At 49.1% G+C, this 17,516-nt stretch carries 16 protein-coding genes and 1 tRNA gene; 9 read left to right on the top strand and 8 right to left on the bottom strand.

Annotated features, from left to right (window positions below; all coding sequences use genetic code 11):
* Positions 1–150: 150 nt before the first annotated feature.
* Positions 151–1,149: a L,D-transpeptidase gene (locus Q0X97_RS04365; protein ID WP_302065808.1), complete on the bottom strand. Its 999-nt coding sequence runs from the start codon at positions 1,147–1,149 to the stop codon at positions 151–153.
* Positions 1,150–1,310: 161 nt separating this feature from the next.
* On the opposite strand from Q0X97_RS04365, the gene rlmD reads away from it, so the two are divergent.
* From rlmD to Q0X97_RS04330, 7 genes are all read left to right on the top strand, one after another.
* A complete protein-coding gene (gene rlmD / locus Q0X97_RS04360; protein WP_302065809.1) occupies positions 1,311–2,633 on the top strand; it encodes a 23S rRNA (uracil(1939)-C(5))-methyltransferase RlmD in 1,323 nt (440 codons plus the stop codon).
* Between the two features lie 164 nt (positions 2,634–2,797).
* Positions 2,798–4,255, top strand: coding sequence for a lipopolysaccharide assembly protein LapB (locus tag Q0X97_RS04355; RefSeq protein WP_302065810.1), 1,458 nt, complete (start codon positions 2,798–2,800; stop codon positions 4,253–4,255).
* Positions 4,256–4,281: 26 nt separating this feature from the next.
* Positions 4,282–5,382 (top strand): response regulator, encoded by a 1,101-nt coding sequence (locus Q0X97_RS04350; RefSeq protein ID WP_302065811.1) that lies wholly within the window; start codon positions 4,282–4,284, stop codon positions 5,380–5,382.
* Positions 5,383–5,399: 17 nt separating this feature from the next.
* On the top strand, positions 5,400–5,936 hold the full coding sequence (locus Q0X97_RS04345; protein WP_054617398.1) for an ATP/GTP-binding protein: 537 nt from the start codon (positions 5,400–5,402) through the stop codon (positions 5,934–5,936).
* Between the two features lies 1 nt (position 5,937).
* Positions 5,938–6,579, top strand: a complete 642-nt coding sequence (locus tag Q0X97_RS04340; protein ID WP_302065812.1) for a peptidase M23 — start codon at positions 5,938–5,940, stop codon at positions 6,577–6,579.
* A gap of 73 nt (positions 6,580–6,652) precedes the next feature.
* Positions 6,653–7,015, top strand: coding sequence for a roadblock/LC7 domain-containing protein (locus tag Q0X97_RS04335; protein WP_302065813.1), 363 nt, complete (start codon positions 6,653–6,655; stop codon positions 7,013–7,015).
* Positions 7,016–7,181: 166 nt separating this feature from the next.
* Positions 7,182–7,257, top strand: a tRNA-Asn gene (locus Q0X97_RS04330).
* A gap of 453 nt (positions 7,258–7,710) precedes the next feature.
* Here the strand turns inward: Q0X97_RS04330 and rplS are convergent.
* The 6 genes from rplS to metK form a co-directional block, all read right to left on the bottom strand.
* Complete coding sequence (rplS, locus tag Q0X97_RS04325) at positions 7,711–8,076, bottom strand: 50S ribosomal protein L19 (RefSeq protein WP_085391184.1); 366 nt, start codon at positions 8,074–8,076, stop codon at positions 7,711–7,713.
* 11 nt (positions 8,077–8,087) lie between these two features.
* Positions 8,088–8,843 carry a tRNA (guanosine(37)-N1)-methyltransferase TrmD gene (gene trmD / locus Q0X97_RS04320; protein WP_302066143.1) on the bottom strand — a complete coding sequence of 252 codons (756 nt, stop codon included), beginning with the start codon at positions 8,841–8,843 and terminating at the stop codon, positions 8,088–8,090.
* Positions 8,843–9,352 carry a ribosome maturation factor RimM gene (gene rimM, locus Q0X97_RS04315; protein ID WP_302065814.1) on the bottom strand — a complete coding sequence of 170 codons (510 nt, stop codon included), beginning with the start codon at positions 9,350–9,352 and terminating at the stop codon, positions 8,843–8,845. The genes trmD and rimM overlap by 1 nt, the downstream gene beginning before the upstream one ends.
* Before the next feature lie 15 nt (positions 9,353–9,367).
* Positions 9,368–9,616 (bottom strand): 30S ribosomal protein S16, encoded by a 249-nt coding sequence (rpsP, locus tag Q0X97_RS04310; RefSeq protein WP_302065815.1) that lies wholly within the window; start codon positions 9,614–9,616, stop codon positions 9,368–9,370.
* 55 nt (positions 9,617–9,671) lie between these two features.
* Entirely contained in the window at positions 9,672–11,930 is a 2,259-nt protein-coding gene (locus Q0X97_RS04305; RefSeq protein ID WP_302065816.1) for a bifunctional acetate--CoA ligase family protein/GNAT family N-acetyltransferase, read from the bottom strand.
* Positions 11,931–12,288: 358 nt separating this feature from the next.
* The gene (gene metK, locus Q0X97_RS04300; RefSeq protein ID WP_302065817.1) at positions 12,289–13,461 is read right to left on the bottom strand and encodes a methionine adenosyltransferase; all 1,173 of its coding nucleotides are present in this window, start codon (positions 13,459–13,461) and stop codon (positions 12,289–12,291) included.
* 254 nt (positions 13,462–13,715) lie between these two features.
* Between metK and Q0X97_RS04295 the strand changes: the two genes are divergently transcribed.
* Entirely contained in the window at positions 13,716–14,594 is an 879-nt protein-coding gene (locus tag Q0X97_RS04295; protein WP_302065818.1) for a lysophospholipid acyltransferase family protein, read from the top strand.
* A 330-nt stretch (positions 14,595–14,924) separates the two neighbouring features.
* Here the strand turns inward: Q0X97_RS04295 and dxs are convergent, their stop codons facing one another.
* On the bottom strand, positions 14,925–16,802 hold the full coding sequence (gene dxs / locus Q0X97_RS04290; protein ID WP_302065819.1) for a 1-deoxy-D-xylulose-5-phosphate synthase: 1,878 nt from the start codon (positions 16,800–16,802) through the stop codon (positions 14,925–14,927).
* Between the two features lie 182 nt (positions 16,803–16,984).
* On the opposite strand from dxs, the gene Q0X97_RS04285 reads away from it, so the two are divergent.
* Positions 16,985–17,494 (top strand): MliC family protein, encoded by a 510-nt coding sequence (locus Q0X97_RS04285; RefSeq protein ID WP_302065820.1) that lies wholly within the window; start codon positions 16,985–16,987, stop codon positions 17,492–17,494.
* Positions 17,495–17,516 lie beyond the last annotated feature (22 nt).

Raw genomic sequence — 17,516 nt, 5'->3', positions numbered from 1 at the left:
GCATAAGTAACAAGGCCGTCTGAAAAATATAAGGAATATTTTAGCAAAATTTCACACAGGCGCGGATGTTTGCCCGCCGCCGAGAGGTTAAAACAAAGGTGTTAGGCCGTCTGAAAGAATTCAGACGGCCTGATTCGATTAGAAAAGCGTTTAGAATAGCTCTTCTATCAGCTCCTTGTTTTTCGAGGGGCGATACTGTTCGGCGGAAGGCTCCGGAGCAGGTTTCGGCGCAGGCGGAGCAGTAGGTACAGGTGCCGGCACGATGTTGGAAGAAACTCCCGGTTCGGGTTTGGTCATTTCCTCATCCACTTCAATCGCAGTGCCCGACGGCAAAACTTCGTCTTTAACAGGAGGCGGAACAGGCGCGGCCTTCGGTTTGGTCGGCTCGGCCAAACCGTTGGTCCATGCCAGCGACTGCAACGGGCCTTTAAGTTTGATACCTTTGGCACAGGTCAAACAGTTGAGCTGGCCTGTTTTGTTTTTCAAAATGGCTTCGACACGTTTGGCGTTAATGTTTTTCCCATGCGCTTTCGCCCACGCATTAATGCTTTTACGCAAAGCCGCAACATCAAGATTTTTTTTGTCGTAGGGATCACGGAAGGCCGCCAGCCACAGATTGTTGTTGGCATCGGTGTTCAGCGCGGCCATTTGGTAAATCACGGAAGCAGGGGAGCCGCTGGTAATAGCATTGGCAAACTCAAGTGCATCCGGCGATTTCATGCGTACGCAACCGTGGCTGCGCACCCCGGGTACGCTGCTCGGCGCATTGGTGCCGTGAATGCCCAATCCCAGTTTCGGGTCGCCCATACGCACGAATACGGGCCCCAACGGATTTTTTGGACCGGGTGGGATGGTTTTAATACCGTCGTTACGTTCTTTTTGAATGCTTTTGGGGATGTGCCAAGTAGGATTAAACGCCTTGGCACCGATTTTGTGTTCGCCCAAGGTGGTTTGCGTCAAAGCTTTGCCGACGGCAACAGGATATGCTTTAGTCAGCTTGCCGTCGGTGTACACGAACAAACGTTGTTGAGGAATGTTAATCACAACGTGCTGGCCTGCGTCGATGGGTGGAAAGTCCGGTACAGGGGTATTGGCAAAAGCTACCGCACTAACTGACAGTGCCAGCAAGCCGAATTCGTTTTTTTTCATTGCTTGTATTGGTAATGGGTGATTCATAAATAGAAAACAGCTAAAGAATCATACAGTAATATCTGGATTTTTGTGAGAAAATAAAGAATTTGGCGATGAAATACCATTCAACGGTAGGGTGCCGGAATATATTTTCAGACGGCCTGGAGCAGGATAAATGCATGAAATCAGAAAATATTGCAGAAGTTTTTTCATTAGATTACGAAGGAAGGGGAGTGGCTCGTGTAAACGGGAAAACGGTTTTTATTAAAGGGGCGCTGCCTACTGAGCAGGTAAGTTACCGTCTTACCCGAAGTAAAAAACAATTTGACGAAGCAGAAACCGTTGCCGTTATAAAAGCATCTGCTGAAAGAGTGGAACCTGAGTGTTGTTATTTTAATACATGCGGAGGATGTGTTTTGCAGCACGTTTTACCGGCGGCACAAATTGCTTTCAAGCAGAGAATATTAGAAGAGCAATTGTTACGTATAGGTAAAGTATTTCCCGAACAATTGCTTCCTCCTGTTTACGGTATGCCGTGGGCTTATCGTTACCGTGCACGGCTTAGCGTGTCGGTAAATGAAGGAGGCCGTCTGAAATTAGGGTTTCAATCCCGTAAAACGCATGATGTTGTTAATGTCAGTAATTGCCTGATTTTGCCAAAGCATGTTTCAAATATGTTGCCTGAATTAAGAAATTTGCTGCAAAATTGCGCCGATAGAAAAGAACGTGTCCGCCATATAGAGTTTTCGATTGGGGAACAGGTTACGGTTTTAAATGTCTGTATACAGGATGAACCGTGCGAAAAAACAAAACAGGCGCTCCGGCAGTTTTCAGACGGCCTGAATGGAACAAATGTTCAGGAATGGCAAATTTGGCTGCAATACGGGGAAGGTAAAGCCTTTCCATTTTATCCCGAACAAGCGCCACAACTTGCTTACAACCTGCCGGAGTTCGGCGTGCAAATGCCTTTCCGCCCCGGTGATTTTACTCAAATCAATCCACACTTGAATGCTCTGATGGTCAGCAGGGCATTACGTTTGTTGGATACCAAGGCAGGAGAAAGAGTAGCAGACTTGTTTTGCGGCTTGGGAAATTTCAGCATTCCTATGGCCAAACAAGGTGCTGACATTGTCGGTATCGAAGGTGCTGATTTTTTAACCCGACGGGCTTCAGAAAACGCACGATTGAATAATTGTGGTAGTAAAGCATCATTTCAGACGGCCGATTTGTTTAAAACCGATGCCGCCGCCGTAGCGTCATGGGGTGTCTTCGACAAAATGCTGCTTGATCCGCCCAGAAGCGGGGCATATGCAGTTGTTCAGGCCCTACATGGACTGTATTTGCCCAAAAGAATAGTTTATGTATCCTGTAATCCGTCCACATTCGCACGGGATGCCGCAGTTTTGGTGGACAAAGGTTATCGCTTCAAAGCGGCAGGTGTGATGAATATGTTCGCCCAAACCGCGCATGTGGAATCCATAGGGTGGTTTGAGTTACATTAACATCAAAACAAAAAAGATGTTAAAATAGTTTATTGATGTAATAATCAGTTAAATCATGTTATCATGATGCACTTGGGGGACAACATGGCTTTAATATGCCTAATACTTATCAGGCAGTAACATTGTTTACCTGATTGGGTTGCTACACGTATCGGGAGATATCCTTGAATTATTCACTTTTAATCATATTACTGGCACTGCTTTTGCTAGTATTGTTGTTTGTGCGCTACAAGCAAAGTGGCGCCAAAGCAACGAAAAAGCAAATCAAATCAGCCAAAACATCCGGATCGGGTCGCCATGTTGCACGAGCAGGGCATACAGCCGGTGGCAGCGATTGGATGGATAAAGTTTCGCAATCAGTTGCTGAAACGGAAAATCAAGATTGGGAATGGGACAGTGGGAGTCATGCTGAGACTGCTACAGCATCCGTTTCCGTACAAGAAGTCGATCCACTGACCGAATATCAAGTATATAAGCAGTTCGGCTACGAAAGCAAAGCAGCAGCTTCTCTCGCGGGGTATCTCAGCGGTTTAAAAGACGGAGCTCCCGAAAAACTCGTACATGAGTTAATCGGATTGAGCCTGCGTACTAATGATATCGACCTGCTTGCAGATACGCTTGATAAACATGGCGAAGTGTTAACAGAGGAGAGCTTGGCTGAATATGTCAAAGCCGGCTTGGTAGCAAACTCCACCCATCTGCCTTTACGGGTTATGGCTGAACGCCGCTTAGGTTGGGGTATGAGAGAGGTTGCCCGTCAAATAGGCGAGAAAACCGGTTTGGAAGATCTTCAAGCTGCAAGCCCGACATTAACTATTAATAATGCTGCGGATGCACAAGCTCCAAATGGTGGTGCAAAATCAACACGCAGCCCGATTGTCATCGGCCAAGTCGATTGGAACGATGTAAGCAGTGAGGAAATGAGCGCTGTTATCGGCTTTGTGAAGCCCGAGAAGAGTGCAAGAATTCTGAATAATAAAGTAGATTATGAAACGGCATTGCAACAATATAACCGTGCCATTCAAAAATCTTCCAAGCCGGCAAGCTTGATTATTGATGCACTGAAGTTGGATTATCAACATGAAGAAGTCAATCAGTTTGCCAAGCACTTATGGAAGTTATATTACGCTTTGGGGCAATATGGACGTCAAGTAAAAGAACGTATGCTGGGGTGGGGATATAGCCTTGGCTATCATGAAGTATTTGATGATTTAGAAAAGGGGCCGTCTGAACAGAAAGTTCGCGAGATTGGATTGGAAAGAGGTTATTTGCAACCGACTTCCTTGCAACTGAAAGCCAAATACCGTGATCTGGTGCAAAAAGATGCTTCACTTATCAGTGCCAATTCTTCTCCTGCAGAAGAAGCTATCAAAGAAGTGGAGTCTTTGCTGATGTACGGGCAATTGGAACAGGCTATCGGTACTTTGGAGCAGGCTGTCCTGCAATACCCGCAAGAGTCGCAGCTTTATATTATGTTGTTCGACTTATATGAGCGTGCAGAAGACTGGCCTCGATTGGAGCAATTCTTACGCTTATTGCGTGAGCGTGTGGAAAGTTTGCCAGAAGAAGTTGTTTTGGCTATGAGCCGTTTGCTCCGCCGTGTCAACCAACATTCCAAATAACCAAATACTTTTGAAGAGTACCGATAATGGACAATCTGTTACCAAAAATTAAAACTGTGCGGATTATGCTGCAAGAAATGGGCGAACAACAAGATGCCGTATTTCGTATGGCATTTAAAATGCATAATACCACCAATTATGAAATTGTTACCTTAGAATCAGAAGGGAAGCCTGATTTGGTGTTGGTTGATACTGATACTGAACAAGGTTTGGAAAAATGGAAAACTTTGAAAGAAACCTATCAGGATATTCCGGTAGTCATGTTTTCTAGCCAAGAACCTACTGTTACTACACCTTATTTAGCTAAACCGATTAAATTCGATACTTTGTTTCCTATACTTCGCAGCTTATCTCAAGGCGGGGGTATTTTTGATGCTTCCGAACGCAGAAATTCGGAACAGGATGCGAATGCTAATCATACAGCAGGGGCACGTAAAACAACGATTCATCGATTCAATCCGCAGAAAGGCTTGCTTGGCGCATTAAAATTTGCTAGCCAAGGACATCAAGACATTGCTGTGTTGCATGAGGGAAAACCGGTTTTAATCGTATTTCCGAGTATCCAGCGCGTATTACTTACAATTAGTGCGGCAGAGTTAGAAAAATTAAGTAAGAATGATAACCTTGTAGTCGTATGTAAAGCAGTGCCCGATAACCCGCAATGGAAAGAAAAAGCTAAGGTAACGATTATGTCTTGCTTGTGGCAAATGGCTATTTGGACAGCTCAGGGGAGACTGATTTATCCGATGACACCGCAGACTGTTTTCACATTAAAACGTTGGCCGAATCTTACACGTCTTGCACCGGTATCCGAGTCAATGCGTTTGTCTGCTTTTCTAACCAAAACTTCTGTGAATCTGAATATTCTCTATAAAGTTATGCCTTTAGATATGCCAGATATTTTAAATTATTTGGCGGCCACTTCTGTTACAGGCTTTTTGGCTACTGATAGTGAATTCACAGCACAAGATAAACAAGAAAACATTTCAACTGATAGCGTGAATGTTAATAGTGATGTGCCTGATAGCCAAATGGCTAAAGATGCTCAAAAAGCTATTAGCCCGTCAGCAGAACAACCACGCAGTCTACTCCAACGCTTGATGCGTAAATTAATCGGTAAACGCTAATATTTAAGGGGTATGTAATGAAGGAAAATAAGATTATCTTTACCGGTCCCGTCGGCGTAGGTAAGACAACAGCTATTTCAGCTTTATCTGATGAACCACCTGTCCAAACCGACGCAGATGCTTCTGATATGACTTTAGTCAGAAAAGGGTATACTACGGTAGCTATGGATTATGGTGTAATTCGTTTAGATGAAGAAACAAAGGTTCATCTCTATGGCACACCAGGGCAGGAACGTTTCAATTTTATGTGGGAAATTTTAAGCCAAGGGAGTATGGGCTTAATCCTATTACTGGATAATACACGTACCAATCCTTTGAAAGATTTGCAATTTTTCTTAGATGCTTTCCGAGAATTGCTAAAAACAGCTCCATTGGTCGTAGGTGTTACCAAGATGGATATCCGTTCTTTGCCCGGAGTGGATGTGTACCAAAAATATTTAGCACAGAATAATTTTAATGTACCGGTTTTTGAAATTGATGCTCGTCGCGAGGATGATGTAAAACAACTGGTTAGTGCGATGTTGTTCTCAATTGATCCGGGATTAGAGGTATAAAATGGAATCAACACTTTCTTTACAATCGAATTTGTACCCTAAAATCACTCCGGCAGGCGCTTATTATGCGGTTTCAGGAGATACACCAAGTGCCAGCCGAACCCTTTTGTATGGTTTATTACGTGCAGATGCAACGGAAACCATCAGTAGTGAAAAATTATTAGCATGGGCGGATACCAGTGATATTGATAGCGCCTTGAATTTGCTTTATCGTTTGCAGCGCCTTGAATTCCTTTATGGAGAAGAAAATATCAGTACAGACGATGTGTATTTGTCAGATGAGCAATTGCCTGAATTATTGGCGCAACTCTCCAATTCAGGGAGGGCTTTGTTGGCGGATGAAAACGGTTTATATTTTGCTAATGCTGGATTTCATCATGAAGCAGCAGAAGAACTGGGTATCTTGGCAAGTGAGGTTGCAGAGGTTTCGGATAGGCATCAACTCTTAATTAAGAATAATTTACATATTCACCATAACGCTTGGGGTATTTGTGACCCTTCAGGCCAAACTGAGCTAACTTTTTTCCCATTGTATATTGGTATGAGTAAGCTAATTTTAGTAATTGGTGGACTGCCTGATTTGAATAAAGACGCTTTTGTTACTTTAGTGAAGGTTTTATATAACCGCTACGGAAGACAGTAAGTAGAAATTAAATTTATGGATATTACAAGTGATGGGTTAACAGCCTTTCATTTAAGTTTGGATTGGAATAAAAATGCGCGAACAATTATTAATTTCCGTGTTAAGTGATTTGAATAATACCTCTGCTGATATTACCGCATCGGCAGTAATATCAACGGATGGTTTACCTATTGCAACTTTATTGCCTAGTAATCTTAATGCTGATCGAGTAGGTGCGATGTCCGCTACTCTTTTGGCATTAGGTAACCGGGCAGTGCATGAATTGGCTTGCGGAGAATTAGACCAAGTAATGGTGAAGGGTAAAAATGGCTACGTTTTGTTAAGTCAGGCTGGAAATAATGCGGTATTAGCATTAATGGCTAAGGAAAGTGGTAAGTTGGGATTAATTCTGCTGGATGCAAAACGTGCAGCAAAACATATTGCAGATATTCTGTAAAATCATTGTTGAAATGTGTTCATGATTTCTTGTTGAGTAATTGATATATTGAATTTGGTAATTAATTGGGGACGTTTGTACTAATTACCATGTTGTTTTGAAAATTATTATAAGTAAGTAGCATGAATTGACAGATATTTAGATTAATAATATAATTTAACACCTTTCCCCGATAGCTCAGTCGGTAGAGCGACGGACTGTTAATCCGCAGGTCCCTGGTTCGAGCCCAGGTCGGGGAGCCAATTAAATTAACAAAATAGGCCACAATTTCTTGTGGCCTATTTTGTTAATTTAATTGGCTCATTAGATCGTTTATATTCTTAGCTTACAGAAATTTTATTTTTCTATTAAATTAAAAAAAGTACGGTTTTTGTAAAATCTAATAAATATAAATTCTCGTTATATCACCTCTCTTGACGGGTACCTAGCAAATTTTGTATTAATAAAACTTTATAGGCCAAATTCCTCAAGTATATTGAGGAGGGAGTCTTGACTATTTTTACCTAACTAACCAAATTTAGAAGCATACTTTAAATAGTGTCCCCCTTTTTATCTCCTAGATAAAAAGGGGGACACTGTCGATCAAACTGTTACAGACAAAGGTGTTGATGTCCATTGAATAAAGAAAGGTGATTATTCTGATTCGATATAAAAATACCCGCCTTATAAAGACGGGTATTTTTATTATGGTTAAATTAACCTTTACGTGCTGGTAATTTTTCTTTAATGCGGGCAGCTTTGCCAGTCAGACCGCGTAAGTAGTACAGCTTGGCTCGGCGTACATCACCGCGGCGTTTAACTTCGATTTTTTCTACGTTGGGTGAGTACAGTTGGAAAGTACGCTCAACACCTTCGCCGCTGGAAATTTTACGTACGATGAAGCTGCTGTTCAAACCGCGGTTACGACGGGCGATAACCACACCTTCGTAGGCTTGTAGACGAGTACGGCTACCCTCGGTTACGCGTACGGATACCACAACGGTATCACCCGGGGCGAATTCGGGGATTTCTTTATTTAAACGAGCAATTTCTTCTTGCTCTAATTGTTGAATCAAGTTCATGTGTTTATTTCCTAATTATGATTGGTGTCCTGTTGCTCTTGTTTGATTTCGGCCAAGAGGCGGGACTCCTTTGGGATTAAACTGCGCTTTTCCAATAAGTCGGGTCGGCGCACCAAGGTGCGTCGTAGCGATTCTTTTAATCGCCACTCGGCTATCAGGTTATGGTTGCCCGAGCGTAACACTTCGGGAACTTCCATACCCTGAAATTCTGTTGGTCTGGTGTAGTGAGGGCAGTCTAACAGGCCGTCTGCAAAAGAATCTTGCTCAGCCGATTGTGCATCGCCCAATACACCGGGAATTAATCTTAAGACGGCATCTATCAGCATCATGGCCGGTAATTCGCCGCCGGATACGACAAAATCACCTATGCTGATTTCTTCATCTACGCTGCTCTGCAACAAGCGTTCGTCTATGCCTTCATAGCGACCGCAGAGTAGTATAAGGTTATCTAATGTTGCCAGCTCAGTAGCTTTCGCGTGGGTTAGCGGCACGCCTTGCGGGCTGAGGTAAATCACTCTGCTATTGTTATTGCTATGGTGAGATTTGGCTTCTTCAATGGCTGCTAGCAATGGAGGAGCCATCATAATCATACCGGGGCCGCCGCCAAAAGGACGGTCATCAATATAGCCCAGTTTGTTGTCGGCAAAACGGCGGGGGTTGATGGCCTGAAACTGCCAGAGGTTCTGTTTTAATGCCCGTCCGGTTACACCGTACCCGGTAATGCTTTCAAACATTTCCGGAAATAGGGTAATGGCCTGAATCAGCATCAGTAATCCAAACCCCAATCAACAGTAATGGTTTTATTTTCCGTATCCACGTTTTCGATATAGTGGGATACGAAAGGTATCAATTTTTGACCGTGCTCGCCGTCGATAACCAAGATATCGTGGACACCTGTTTCCATGAGGTTTTTAACGGTGCCGAGATTAATGCCTTCGGTGTTTGCTACGCTCATGCCTACTAAATCGGCCCAGTAATATTCGTCTTCTTCGGCAGGGGCGAAAGATTCGCGGGGAATTTCGATGGTATAGCCGCGCAGTGCAAATGCTTCGTCACGGTCGTCTATTCCTTCGAATTTTACCTGTAATTCGCCATTAATTACTTTGCCGCTTTCCAGGGTAACTTGCAGGCGGTGATCGTTTTTGCTTAGCTGCCACTCGGGGTAGTCCAAAAGACTGTCGGCGTATTCGGTGTTGGCGGCGATTTTTAGCCAGCCTTTAATGCCGAATACGCCTTTGATGTAGCCCATGGCTACCCGTTGCTGAGTGTCGGTCATGGCAGTAGTGTTTAATTAAGCGGCAACTTTTTGTTCTTTAACCAGCTTGGCCACGGCATCGCTTACTTGTGCGCCTTGTGCGACCCAGTGGTTCAAACGCTCGGCATTCAGGCGCACGCGTTCTTGTTTTTCGTTGGCAACAGGGTTGTAGAAGCCTACGCGCTCAATGAAGCGGCCGTCGCGGCGGTTGCGTGAGTCGGTAACGACTACGTTGTAAAACGGACGGTGTTTTGAGCCGCTGCGGGCTAAACGGATAACTACCATGGTAATTCCTTTTGTGAAAATCGGATATATAGAAAACTGCTAATTTTAGGGCAATTTATGGTTTCTTTGCAAGGATTTGTTGCCTGAAATTACGTTTTATGTTGTTTGCAGGCGGGAAAAGGTTTAAGCGGGCTTCTACCAATTCTTTGTCGTGAAGGGACGGGCGGGTTTCAAAACCGAGTTTTTCGGCCAGCTTCAGCATGGAACGGTTGGTTTTGAGGATTTCGGCAGTCATCTGCCGGTAACCTTGTTGTTTGGCCAAACCGATGATTTGCTGCATCAGATGTATGGCCAAGCCTTGGCCTTGTGCGGCTGTGGCGATGCCGATGCCGAATTCGCATTGCCCCGGGGAGTCGGTGCTGCTGAAACGGCTGACTCCGAGCAGAGTGCCGTCTTCGCTTTCGGCGGTGAAAGCACCTTCGCAGCAGTAGTCGAGATTGCAGGCTTGCGACAGCATGGCAGGGCTGAGGGCTTTGATGTGCATCATATAGCGGCTGTGGCGGTCTGCTTCGTTCATGTTTTGGACGAATTGCTGTTTGGACTCGGCATCTTCGGGTATTAACGGTCTGATGTGCAGAGTTTGGCCGTTTTTTAGAGTAAAGTCGTGGGCGGACCGGATCGGGTAGGGAGCCAGCACGTTTTCGGCAGTGCTGTTTTCCGTGGTAAGCGTAATATCCGTGCCAGGGCTGCCGTTGACGATGGAAACCGCTATCGTGTCGATGCGGGGCATGTTATCCGCAACGGTGTTCAGGCTGTGCAGCAGTTGGTGTATGGTTTTTTGGTGGCGTTTTGAATCGGTTTGTTGGATCAGCCGCTCTGCGTCGATGGTGGTAAATGGTGGTAAAACGGCAAGGGTGCGGTCGGCGGTAAAGGCATAGAGTACGCCGCCGTAGCGGTGATGCCGTCTGAAAATAAATTCGATTTGCGCGCCCGCTTCCCGTGTTTTGTATTCGGGCAGGTAAAGGGCTTTGGCAAGTTGCGACAGGTCTCCGAGGGCTTCTTGTATGTTGCCGACGCTCGGCGTTTTCAGGTAGGCGGGATACGATTTGGCGGTTTGGATTTTAAGACGTTTCAATTCGTTATATTCCGATTGGAATTGGAAAGCCTGCAAAGCCTGCGTTGCTTGTTTGAATTGCAGGAGGCCGTCTGAAAACGGGCTGCTGATCAATACGGGCTTTTCAGACCGGGCTTGGAGGTTGCTTAAAATACGGGTGATTTCCGCTTCGCTGCCGTCTGCGGTGCGGGAGACTATGGCGAGCAAGGCCTCTGTTTGGTTGTGTTGCAGGCAGCTTTCCGCCAATGCCCGGTAGTGCATGGTGGAAGGGTTGCTGCCGATGTAGCCGTAGCTGTTTTCAGACGGCCTGTCGTTATCGGGAGGCAGTTGCAGGGAAAGGCCGAGGGAGGCGGCTTGCGTTTGCAGCCAACCGCATGGTTCGTTAGCGATAATGTGCAGTTTGCGGGCGGTATGGCTGCGGCTGCCGAGGGCGTGAAGGGCGGCTGCGAGTTCTTCGCGGGTAAAGGTCAGCAGGCAGCCGCAATGTCGGGAGAGGTAATGCAGTATCGCTTGCTCTTCGGCATCGGCATGGTGGCTGACATGAAGGATAACGGGTTTGCGGCGGGCGGTTTGGCGCAAGGTGCTGAAAAGACGGCGTAAGTTTTCGTTCGGATTGTATTCCGCCACGATCAAACGGGTGTCGGGGCTTACGGCGAAATCGTGCAGAATGTCGGCGGACTTGATGGGGCTAAGCGCGAAGTTGATACAGATATGGCGCGAAATGCCTAATCCGATCTGTTGCAACTGTTCGGTTAATTCGGCACCGAACGAAGCATGGCCGCTGATGACGGCGACGTTTCCGGCAGGTGCGGCGGGATAAATGCCGGTGTTGAGACCCGCCGCCTGTGTTTGGATGGCAGCCGGATGGCAAACGGCGATGCGCAGATCGAGTTTGCGTGCTTTTTCAATCGCGGTTTGGGCTTCCGCCCATGATTCAGCGGAAAGACTGTCCCAATCCTGAACCAGCACCGCATAGGGGATTTGCTGCTTATGGCAGGCTTTGAACAATGCTTCGTAACTAGGCGGCGGGGTAAGGATGATTGCGGCATCGGCGGTTTCCGGAACGCGGCCGATATTGGCATAGGCTTTCAGGCCGCCGACGGTTTTATGGCGCAGGTTGACGGGTGTAATCTGCCCGCAGAAAGGTGTGCGGAGTAGGGCGGTGAGCACGCGTTCGCCCAAGCTGTGCGGCCGTTCGCTGGCTCCGACAACGATAAGGCGGGCGGGAGTGAACAGGGATGCGGGAGGCTGGTTCGGCATGATGCGGCTCCTGATGTTTTTCGATGTGTCGGCCAATGTGTGCAACCGTGAAATCCGATCGCTTTACGGTGTTGCGTGCCGGTATGGTTTCGGTATGGTGCTTTGCGGTTGTCGCAGCAGCTATTTGCAAATATAAACCAATATAGGCCGTCTGAAAAATATGGTTTCAGACGGCCTATGGTAAAGATACTTTCTTTATCGCGGTTCATCATACTCGGGGCAACTTTGAGGATGACGTGTGTTATTTTTTAAGTTGATTTGCTGTGTATTGTGTCGGCAGTCCGTTTCCTAAGTATGCCGCAACAACAAAAGGCCGTCTGAAAACTTCTTTTCAGACGGCCTTTGAATCAGCGGAATGTTACAACCCTGCGGCAGCTCTCAAGGCGGGCACTTTGTCGGTGCGCTCCCAAGTGAATTCAGGCTCTTCGCGACCGAAGTGGCCGTAGGCGGCGGTTTTGCTGTAAATCGGGCGTTGCAGGTCGAGCATTTGGATGATGCCTTTCGGACGCAGGTCGAAATTGTCGCGCACGATTCGGATCAGCGTGGCTTCGTCCACTTTGCCGGTGCCGAAAGTGTCGATGGAAATTGAGGTCGGTTCGGCGATGCCGATGGCGTAGGAAACCTGCACTTGGCACTGAGTGGCCAAACCTGCGGCTACGATGTTTTTGGCCACGTAACGGCAGGCATAAGCGGCGGAACGGTCCACTTTGGTGGGGTCTTTGCCGGAGAATGCGCCGCCGCCGTGCGGAGCGGCACCGCCGTAGGTGTCGACAATGATTTTACGGCCGGTTAAGCCGCAGTCCCCTTGCGGGCCGCCGATCACGAAACGGCCGGTGGGGTTGATCAGGTATTTGGTGTCTTCGGTGAGCATGTCTTTCGGCAGCACGGGGAAGATAATGTGTTCTTTCACCGCTTTAATCAACTCTTCGCGGTCGATGTCCGGATCGTGCTGGGTAGACAATACTACGGTGTCGATACGTTTTACTTTACCGGTTTCGGCATCGTACACGCAGGTCAATTGCGCTTTGGCATCGGGGCGCAGCCACGGCAGGCGGCCGTCTTTGCGTACTTCGCTTTGACGCTGCATCAGGCGGTGGCTGTAATAAATGGTAAACGGCATTAGCGTGGGGGTTTCGTCGCAGGCGTATCCGAACATCAAGCCCTGATCGCCCGCACCCATGTTCAAATCAATGCCTTCGCCTTCGTTCACCCCTTGGGCGATGTCGGGCGATTGCTGGTCGTAGCACATCATGACCGCGCAGCCGTCGGCATCGAAGCCGAGTTCGGAAGAGTTGTAGCCGATGCGTTTGATGGTTTCGCGCGCCACTTTGATGTAGTCGACATGGGCGGTGGTGGTAACTTCGCCGGCTAGCACGCACAAACCGGTGTTGACTAACGTTTCGGCGGCTACGCGTGCGGTCGGGTCTTGCGCCAGAATGGCATCGAGAATGGCATCGGAAATCTGGTCGGCCACTTTATCGGGATGGCCTTCCGATACGGACTCGGAAGTGAATAGGTATTCTTCGCTCATTGTGGGTAGGCTTTCTTGACAAGAGAAAATCGACCAACCGGAGAGGGCAGCCGAATGGTAATCAAACAAACGGCAGAAATTATAGCAGAAACGGCAGGGCGGGGCTGCTTAAATTGCGGCGGCAGGAGCGCGGCAGCAGGCCGGTAAAGAGGGGGCTGTTGTATTGAGAGATGCGGCGGCGTTTTCAGACGGCCTGTTTGGGCGTGGTTGGGGTTTTACATTACAATGCCGTTTCTTCTACAAGTGAATGTTCCATGCAAGCGATTGTTTCTTTTATATTCCGCAGCTTAGCCGTCTTGCCGCTGGGCTGGCTGCATTTTTTCGGGCGGCTGCTGGGAAGCTGCTCGTTTTATTTCTTCGACGAAGACCGCGAGCGCATCCGCGCCAACTTGAAAACCGCCGGTTTGCCGGATGACGATGCGATGGTGAAAACCGTATTGCAGGAAACGGCCAAGGGCGGCTTGGAGCTGCCGGTAGCCTTTTTCAGACGGCCTGAACAAGTGGCCGCGCTGTTTCGGGAAGTGCACGGCTGGGAGCATGTTCAGACGGCCTTGGAAAAAGGCGAAGGCTTGCTGTTTATTACGCCGCACATCGGCAGCTATGATTTGGCCGGCCGTTATCTCAGCCACTGCCTGCCGTTTCCGCTTACCGCCATGTACAAACCGCCGAAAATCAAAGTGTTCGACCAAGTGATGCAGGCAGGCCGCGTGCGCGACAAAGGGCGCACGGCACCGACCAATATCCAAGGCGTGAAACAGATTATCAAAGCCCTGCGTGCGGGCGAAGCCACGATTGTGCTGCCCGATCATGTGCCCGATCCCGAAGAGGGCGGCGACGGCGTATGGGCCAAGTTTTTCGGGCGTTACGCCTATACCATGACGCTGGCGGCGAAACTTGCGCAAGTGAAAGGCGTGCGGACGCTGTTTTTCTGCGGAGAGAGGCTGCAAAGCGGGAAAGGGTTTGTGCTGCACATCGAACCGATGCAGGGAGAGTTGAACGGCGACAAAGTGCATGATGCGCAAGTGATTAACGAAAATGTGGAATATTGGGTGCGCCGTTTTCCCGAGCAATATCTGTTTGCCTATAACCGTTTCAAACATACCGCCGGTGCGCCGCTGCCGCCGGAAGAGTAAAGGGTCGGTTAGGATTGAGAGGCCGTCTGAAAAGGTTTTCAGACGGCCTCTTGGTTTCATATCTTGAACCAATAAATCGCCGCGCAAAGTTCCATCCCCCATTTCTTTTCCCGCATGGAAAAGGGTTGGGAAGAAAGGCCGAACCAACGGTTTGCATTCTGCAAGCACTTTGTTTCCGTCTGCAAAGGCAGAGGCCGTCTGAAAACCTTTTCAGACGGCCTCTTAACTAATGAACCGACTTAAAAAAATGGCACGTACCATACTTGGGCTAAGGCCGAGTATAACGAGCCTTGATAAAGTAAGTTTGTTTACGATGGGAAGCGGCGATGCTCAAACTTCGGCCAGCCAATTTTGTATCCGCCGCAATATCGCCGCTGCGCTCAAGCCCAAGTCGTCGAGCAGTTTTTTCGGGTCGCCGTGGTCGGTAACGGTGTCGGCCACGCCCAAAACCAGCACGGGTTTGCAGATATTGTGTTTCGCCAGCACTTCCAGCACCGCGCTGCCCGCGCCGCCTTGCTCGGCGTTTTCTTCGACGCTCACCAGATAATCGTGCGACTGCGCCAGTTTTAAAATCAATTCTTCGTCCAGCGGTTTGACGAAGCGCATATCGGCCACGGTTGCGTCCAGCGTTTCGGCCGCTTCCAGTGCGGGCTGAACCATGCTGCCGAAAGCGAAAACGGCGGTTTGGCGGCCTTCGCGTCTGACAACGCCTTTGCCGACGGGCACGGTATCGAGGCCGTCTGAAACCGTTGCACCGATGCCCGAACCGCGCGGATAGCGCACGGCAGTCGGCGCATCGAGTTGATAGCAGGTGGAAAGCAGCAGGCGGCATTCGTTTTCATCGCTCGGCGCGGCGATGACCATATTCGGAACACAGCGCAAAAAGCTCAAATCATACAAACCGGCGTGGGTGGGGCCGTCTGCGCCCACAATGCCGGCGCGGTCGATGGCGAACAGCACGGGCAGGTTTTGCAGGGCGATGTCGTGGACGAGTTGGTCGTAGGCGCGTTGCAGGAAAGTGGAATAAATCGCCACCACCGGTTTCGCGCCTTCGCAAGCCAAGCCGCCGGCAAAGGTAACAGCGTGCTGCTCGGCGATGCCGACATCGAAATAACGTTCGGGGAATTTTTGTTCGTATTCGACCAAACCGCTGCCTTCGCGCATGGCGGGCGTGATGGCAACCAAGCGCGGGTCGGCGGCGGCCTGATCACACAGCCATTTGCCGAAAATCTGCGTGTAGGTGGGCTTGGGAACGGCTGGCTTTTCGCTCGGAGCGTTGGTTTTGCCGATAGCATGGTATTTCACCGGATCGTTTTCGGCGAGTTTGTAGCCTTGGCCTTTTTTGGTAATCACATGCAGAATCTGCGGGCCTTTTTTGGCGCGCAAGTCTTTCAGCACGTCGACCAGATTTTCAACATCATGGCCGTCGACGGGGCCGGTGTATTGGAAGCCGAAGTTTTCGAATAACGACAGCGACTGCTTGGCGTGCTCCGCTTCGCCGGCGATGGTTTTGATTTTGTGTTCGACTTTTTGGGCGATTTCCAGCGCGCCGGGCAGCTTGTCGAGCACTTTGGTGGATTGCGCTTTGATGGTGCTGAGCAGGCCGTGCATATCGCGCACGACGTTACGCGCCAGATATTTGGGCAGCGCGCCGACATTGGGGGAAATCGACATTTCGTTGTCGTTGAGAATCACCAACAGGTCGATATCCATATCGCCCGCACAGTTTAAGGCTTCAAACGCCTGACCTGCCGTCATCGCGCCGTCGCCGATTACCGCCACGCTGCGTTTGCCGTTGCCCGCCAGTTTGTCGGCCACCGCCATGCCGAGCGCCGCGCCGATAGAAGTGGAAGAATGGCCGACACCGAATGCGTCGTATTCCGACTCGCCGCGCTTGGGAAAGCCCGCCAAACCGCCGTATTGGCGCATGGTGTGCATACGGTTTTTGCGGCCAGTGAGGATTTTGTGCGGATAACTTTGATGGCCGACATCCCAAACCAAATTGTCGTTGGGCGTGTCATACACATAATGCAGCGCGACGGTTAGCTCGACCGCGCCGAGGTTGCTGGCGAAATGCCCGCCCGTTTTACCGACCGATTCCAACAGAAACATACGCAATTCTTCCGCTACGCGCGGCAACTGTTCTTTAGGCAAACAGCGCAAGTCTTGCGGCAGGCTGATGGTGTCGAGTAAAGGGGTTTGGCTCATATTCGCTCTTTTTCTGTCGATGGTTTGCTGCGTTAACGGCAGATTATAGCAAGAGAATGGAGCCGCGGCATATCGAAAAGGCCGTCTGAAAACACAAATCCGCCGCCGGAGCGGGCACATGAAATTTTTGCCGGATTCTTTTACACTAAACGAAACATCACCCAGTTCAGATTGGAGGAAACATGACCGTATCTCAAAAAATACTGCCCTTGCTGGCCTTGCTCGCATTAAGCGCCTGCGGCGAACAAAAAACCGCCGAAGTCCCGCCCGCGCCTGCCGCATCCGCTGTTTCCGAAGCGGCTCCGTCCGATCAGGCCGCCGCACCGCAACCCGCCGACAACCGCTTGGGCGGAAACCTCGCCGCCAAAGCAGACGACGCACGCTGGCTCTCTTACCAATGCGCCGACGGCAAAACCTTAGACGCACGCTACTACCGCGATGCGGACGGAGCGGCGGCGCAGATTCGTGCCGACGGCCAAACCTTTACCCTGCCGTATAATCGCGAAGGCAGCAATGACGACTTAACGGCGTTCGGCAACGGCGAATATACGTGGACCATCGACAACCAATTCCAAACCGATTTCTATAAAGAAGAAAACGGCTTCTGGACACGCCACGAAAAACAGCAAGTGACCAGCGAAGTGATGGACGTGGATAATGTTTTGATGAAAAACTGCGCACCGGTTCGATAAATAGCTGTTGTTTGCAGCAAGG

It is taken from the genome of Neisseria sp. MVDL19-042950, from assembly GCF_030504625.1.
Taxonomy (GTDB): domain Bacteria; phylum Pseudomonadota; class Gammaproteobacteria; order Burkholderiales; family Neisseriaceae; genus Neisseria.
The sequence above is the reverse complement of the archived record's forward strand: the minus strand, read 5'-3'. Positions and strand labels throughout refer to the sequence as shown.

What these genes read in the sequence shown, in the direction of transcription:
- Q0X97_RS04365 (WP_302065808.1), bottom strand. Translation starts at nt 1,149, where the DNA reads ATGAAAAAAAACGAATTCGGCTTGCTGGCACTGTCAGTTAGTGCGGTA.
- rlmD (WP_302065809.1), top strand. Translation starts at nt 1,311, where the DNA reads ATGAAATCAGAAAATATTGCAGAAGTTTTTTCATTAGATTACGAAGGA.
- Q0X97_RS04350 (WP_302065811.1), top strand. Translation starts at nt 4,282, where the DNA reads ATGGACAATCTGTTACCAAAAATTAAAACTGTGCGGATTATGCTGCAA.
- Q0X97_RS04345 (WP_054617398.1), top strand. Translation starts at nt 5,400, where the DNA reads ATGAAGGAAAATAAGATTATCTTTACCGGTCCCGTCGGCGTAGGTAAG.
- Q0X97_RS04340 (WP_302065812.1), top strand. Translation starts at nt 5,938, where the DNA reads ATGGAATCAACACTTTCTTTACAATCGAATTTGTACCCTAAAATCACT.
- Q0X97_RS04335 (WP_302065813.1), top strand. Translation starts at nt 6,653, where the DNA reads ATGCGCGAACAATTATTAATTTCCGTGTTAAGTGATTTGAATAATACC.
- rplS (WP_085391184.1), bottom strand. Translation starts at nt 8,076, where the DNA reads ATGAACTTGATTCAACAATTAGAGCAAGAAGAAATTGCTCGTTTAAAT.
- trmD (WP_302066143.1), bottom strand. Translation starts at nt 8,843, where the DNA reads ATGCTGATTCAGGCCATTACCCTATTTCCGGAAATGTTTGAAAGCATT.
- rimM (WP_302065814.1), bottom strand. Translation starts at nt 9,352, where the DNA reads ATGACCGACACTCAGCAACGGGTAGCCATGGGCTACATCAAAGGCGTA.
- rpsP (WP_302065815.1), bottom strand. Translation starts at nt 9,616, where the DNA reads ATGGTAGTTATCCGTTTAGCCCGCAGCGGCTCAAAACACCGTCCGTTT.
- Q0X97_RS04305 (WP_302065816.1), bottom strand. Translation starts at nt 11,930, where the DNA reads ATGCCGAACCAGCCTCCCGCATCCCTGTTCACTCCCGCCCGCCTTATC.
- metK (WP_302065817.1), bottom strand. Translation starts at nt 13,461, where the DNA reads ATGAGCGAAGAATACCTATTCACTTCCGAGTCCGTATCGGAAGGCCAT.
- Q0X97_RS04295 (WP_302065818.1), top strand. Translation starts at nt 13,716, where the DNA reads ATGCAAGCGATTGTTTCTTTTATATTCCGCAGCTTAGCCGTCTTGCCG.
- dxs (WP_302065819.1), bottom strand. Translation starts at nt 16,802, where the DNA reads ATGAGCCAAACCCCTTTACTCGACACCATCAGCCTGCCGCAAGACTTG.
- Q0X97_RS04285 (WP_302065820.1), top strand. Translation starts at nt 16,985, where the DNA reads ATGACCGTATCTCAAAAAATACTGCCCTTGCTGGCCTTGCTCGCATTA.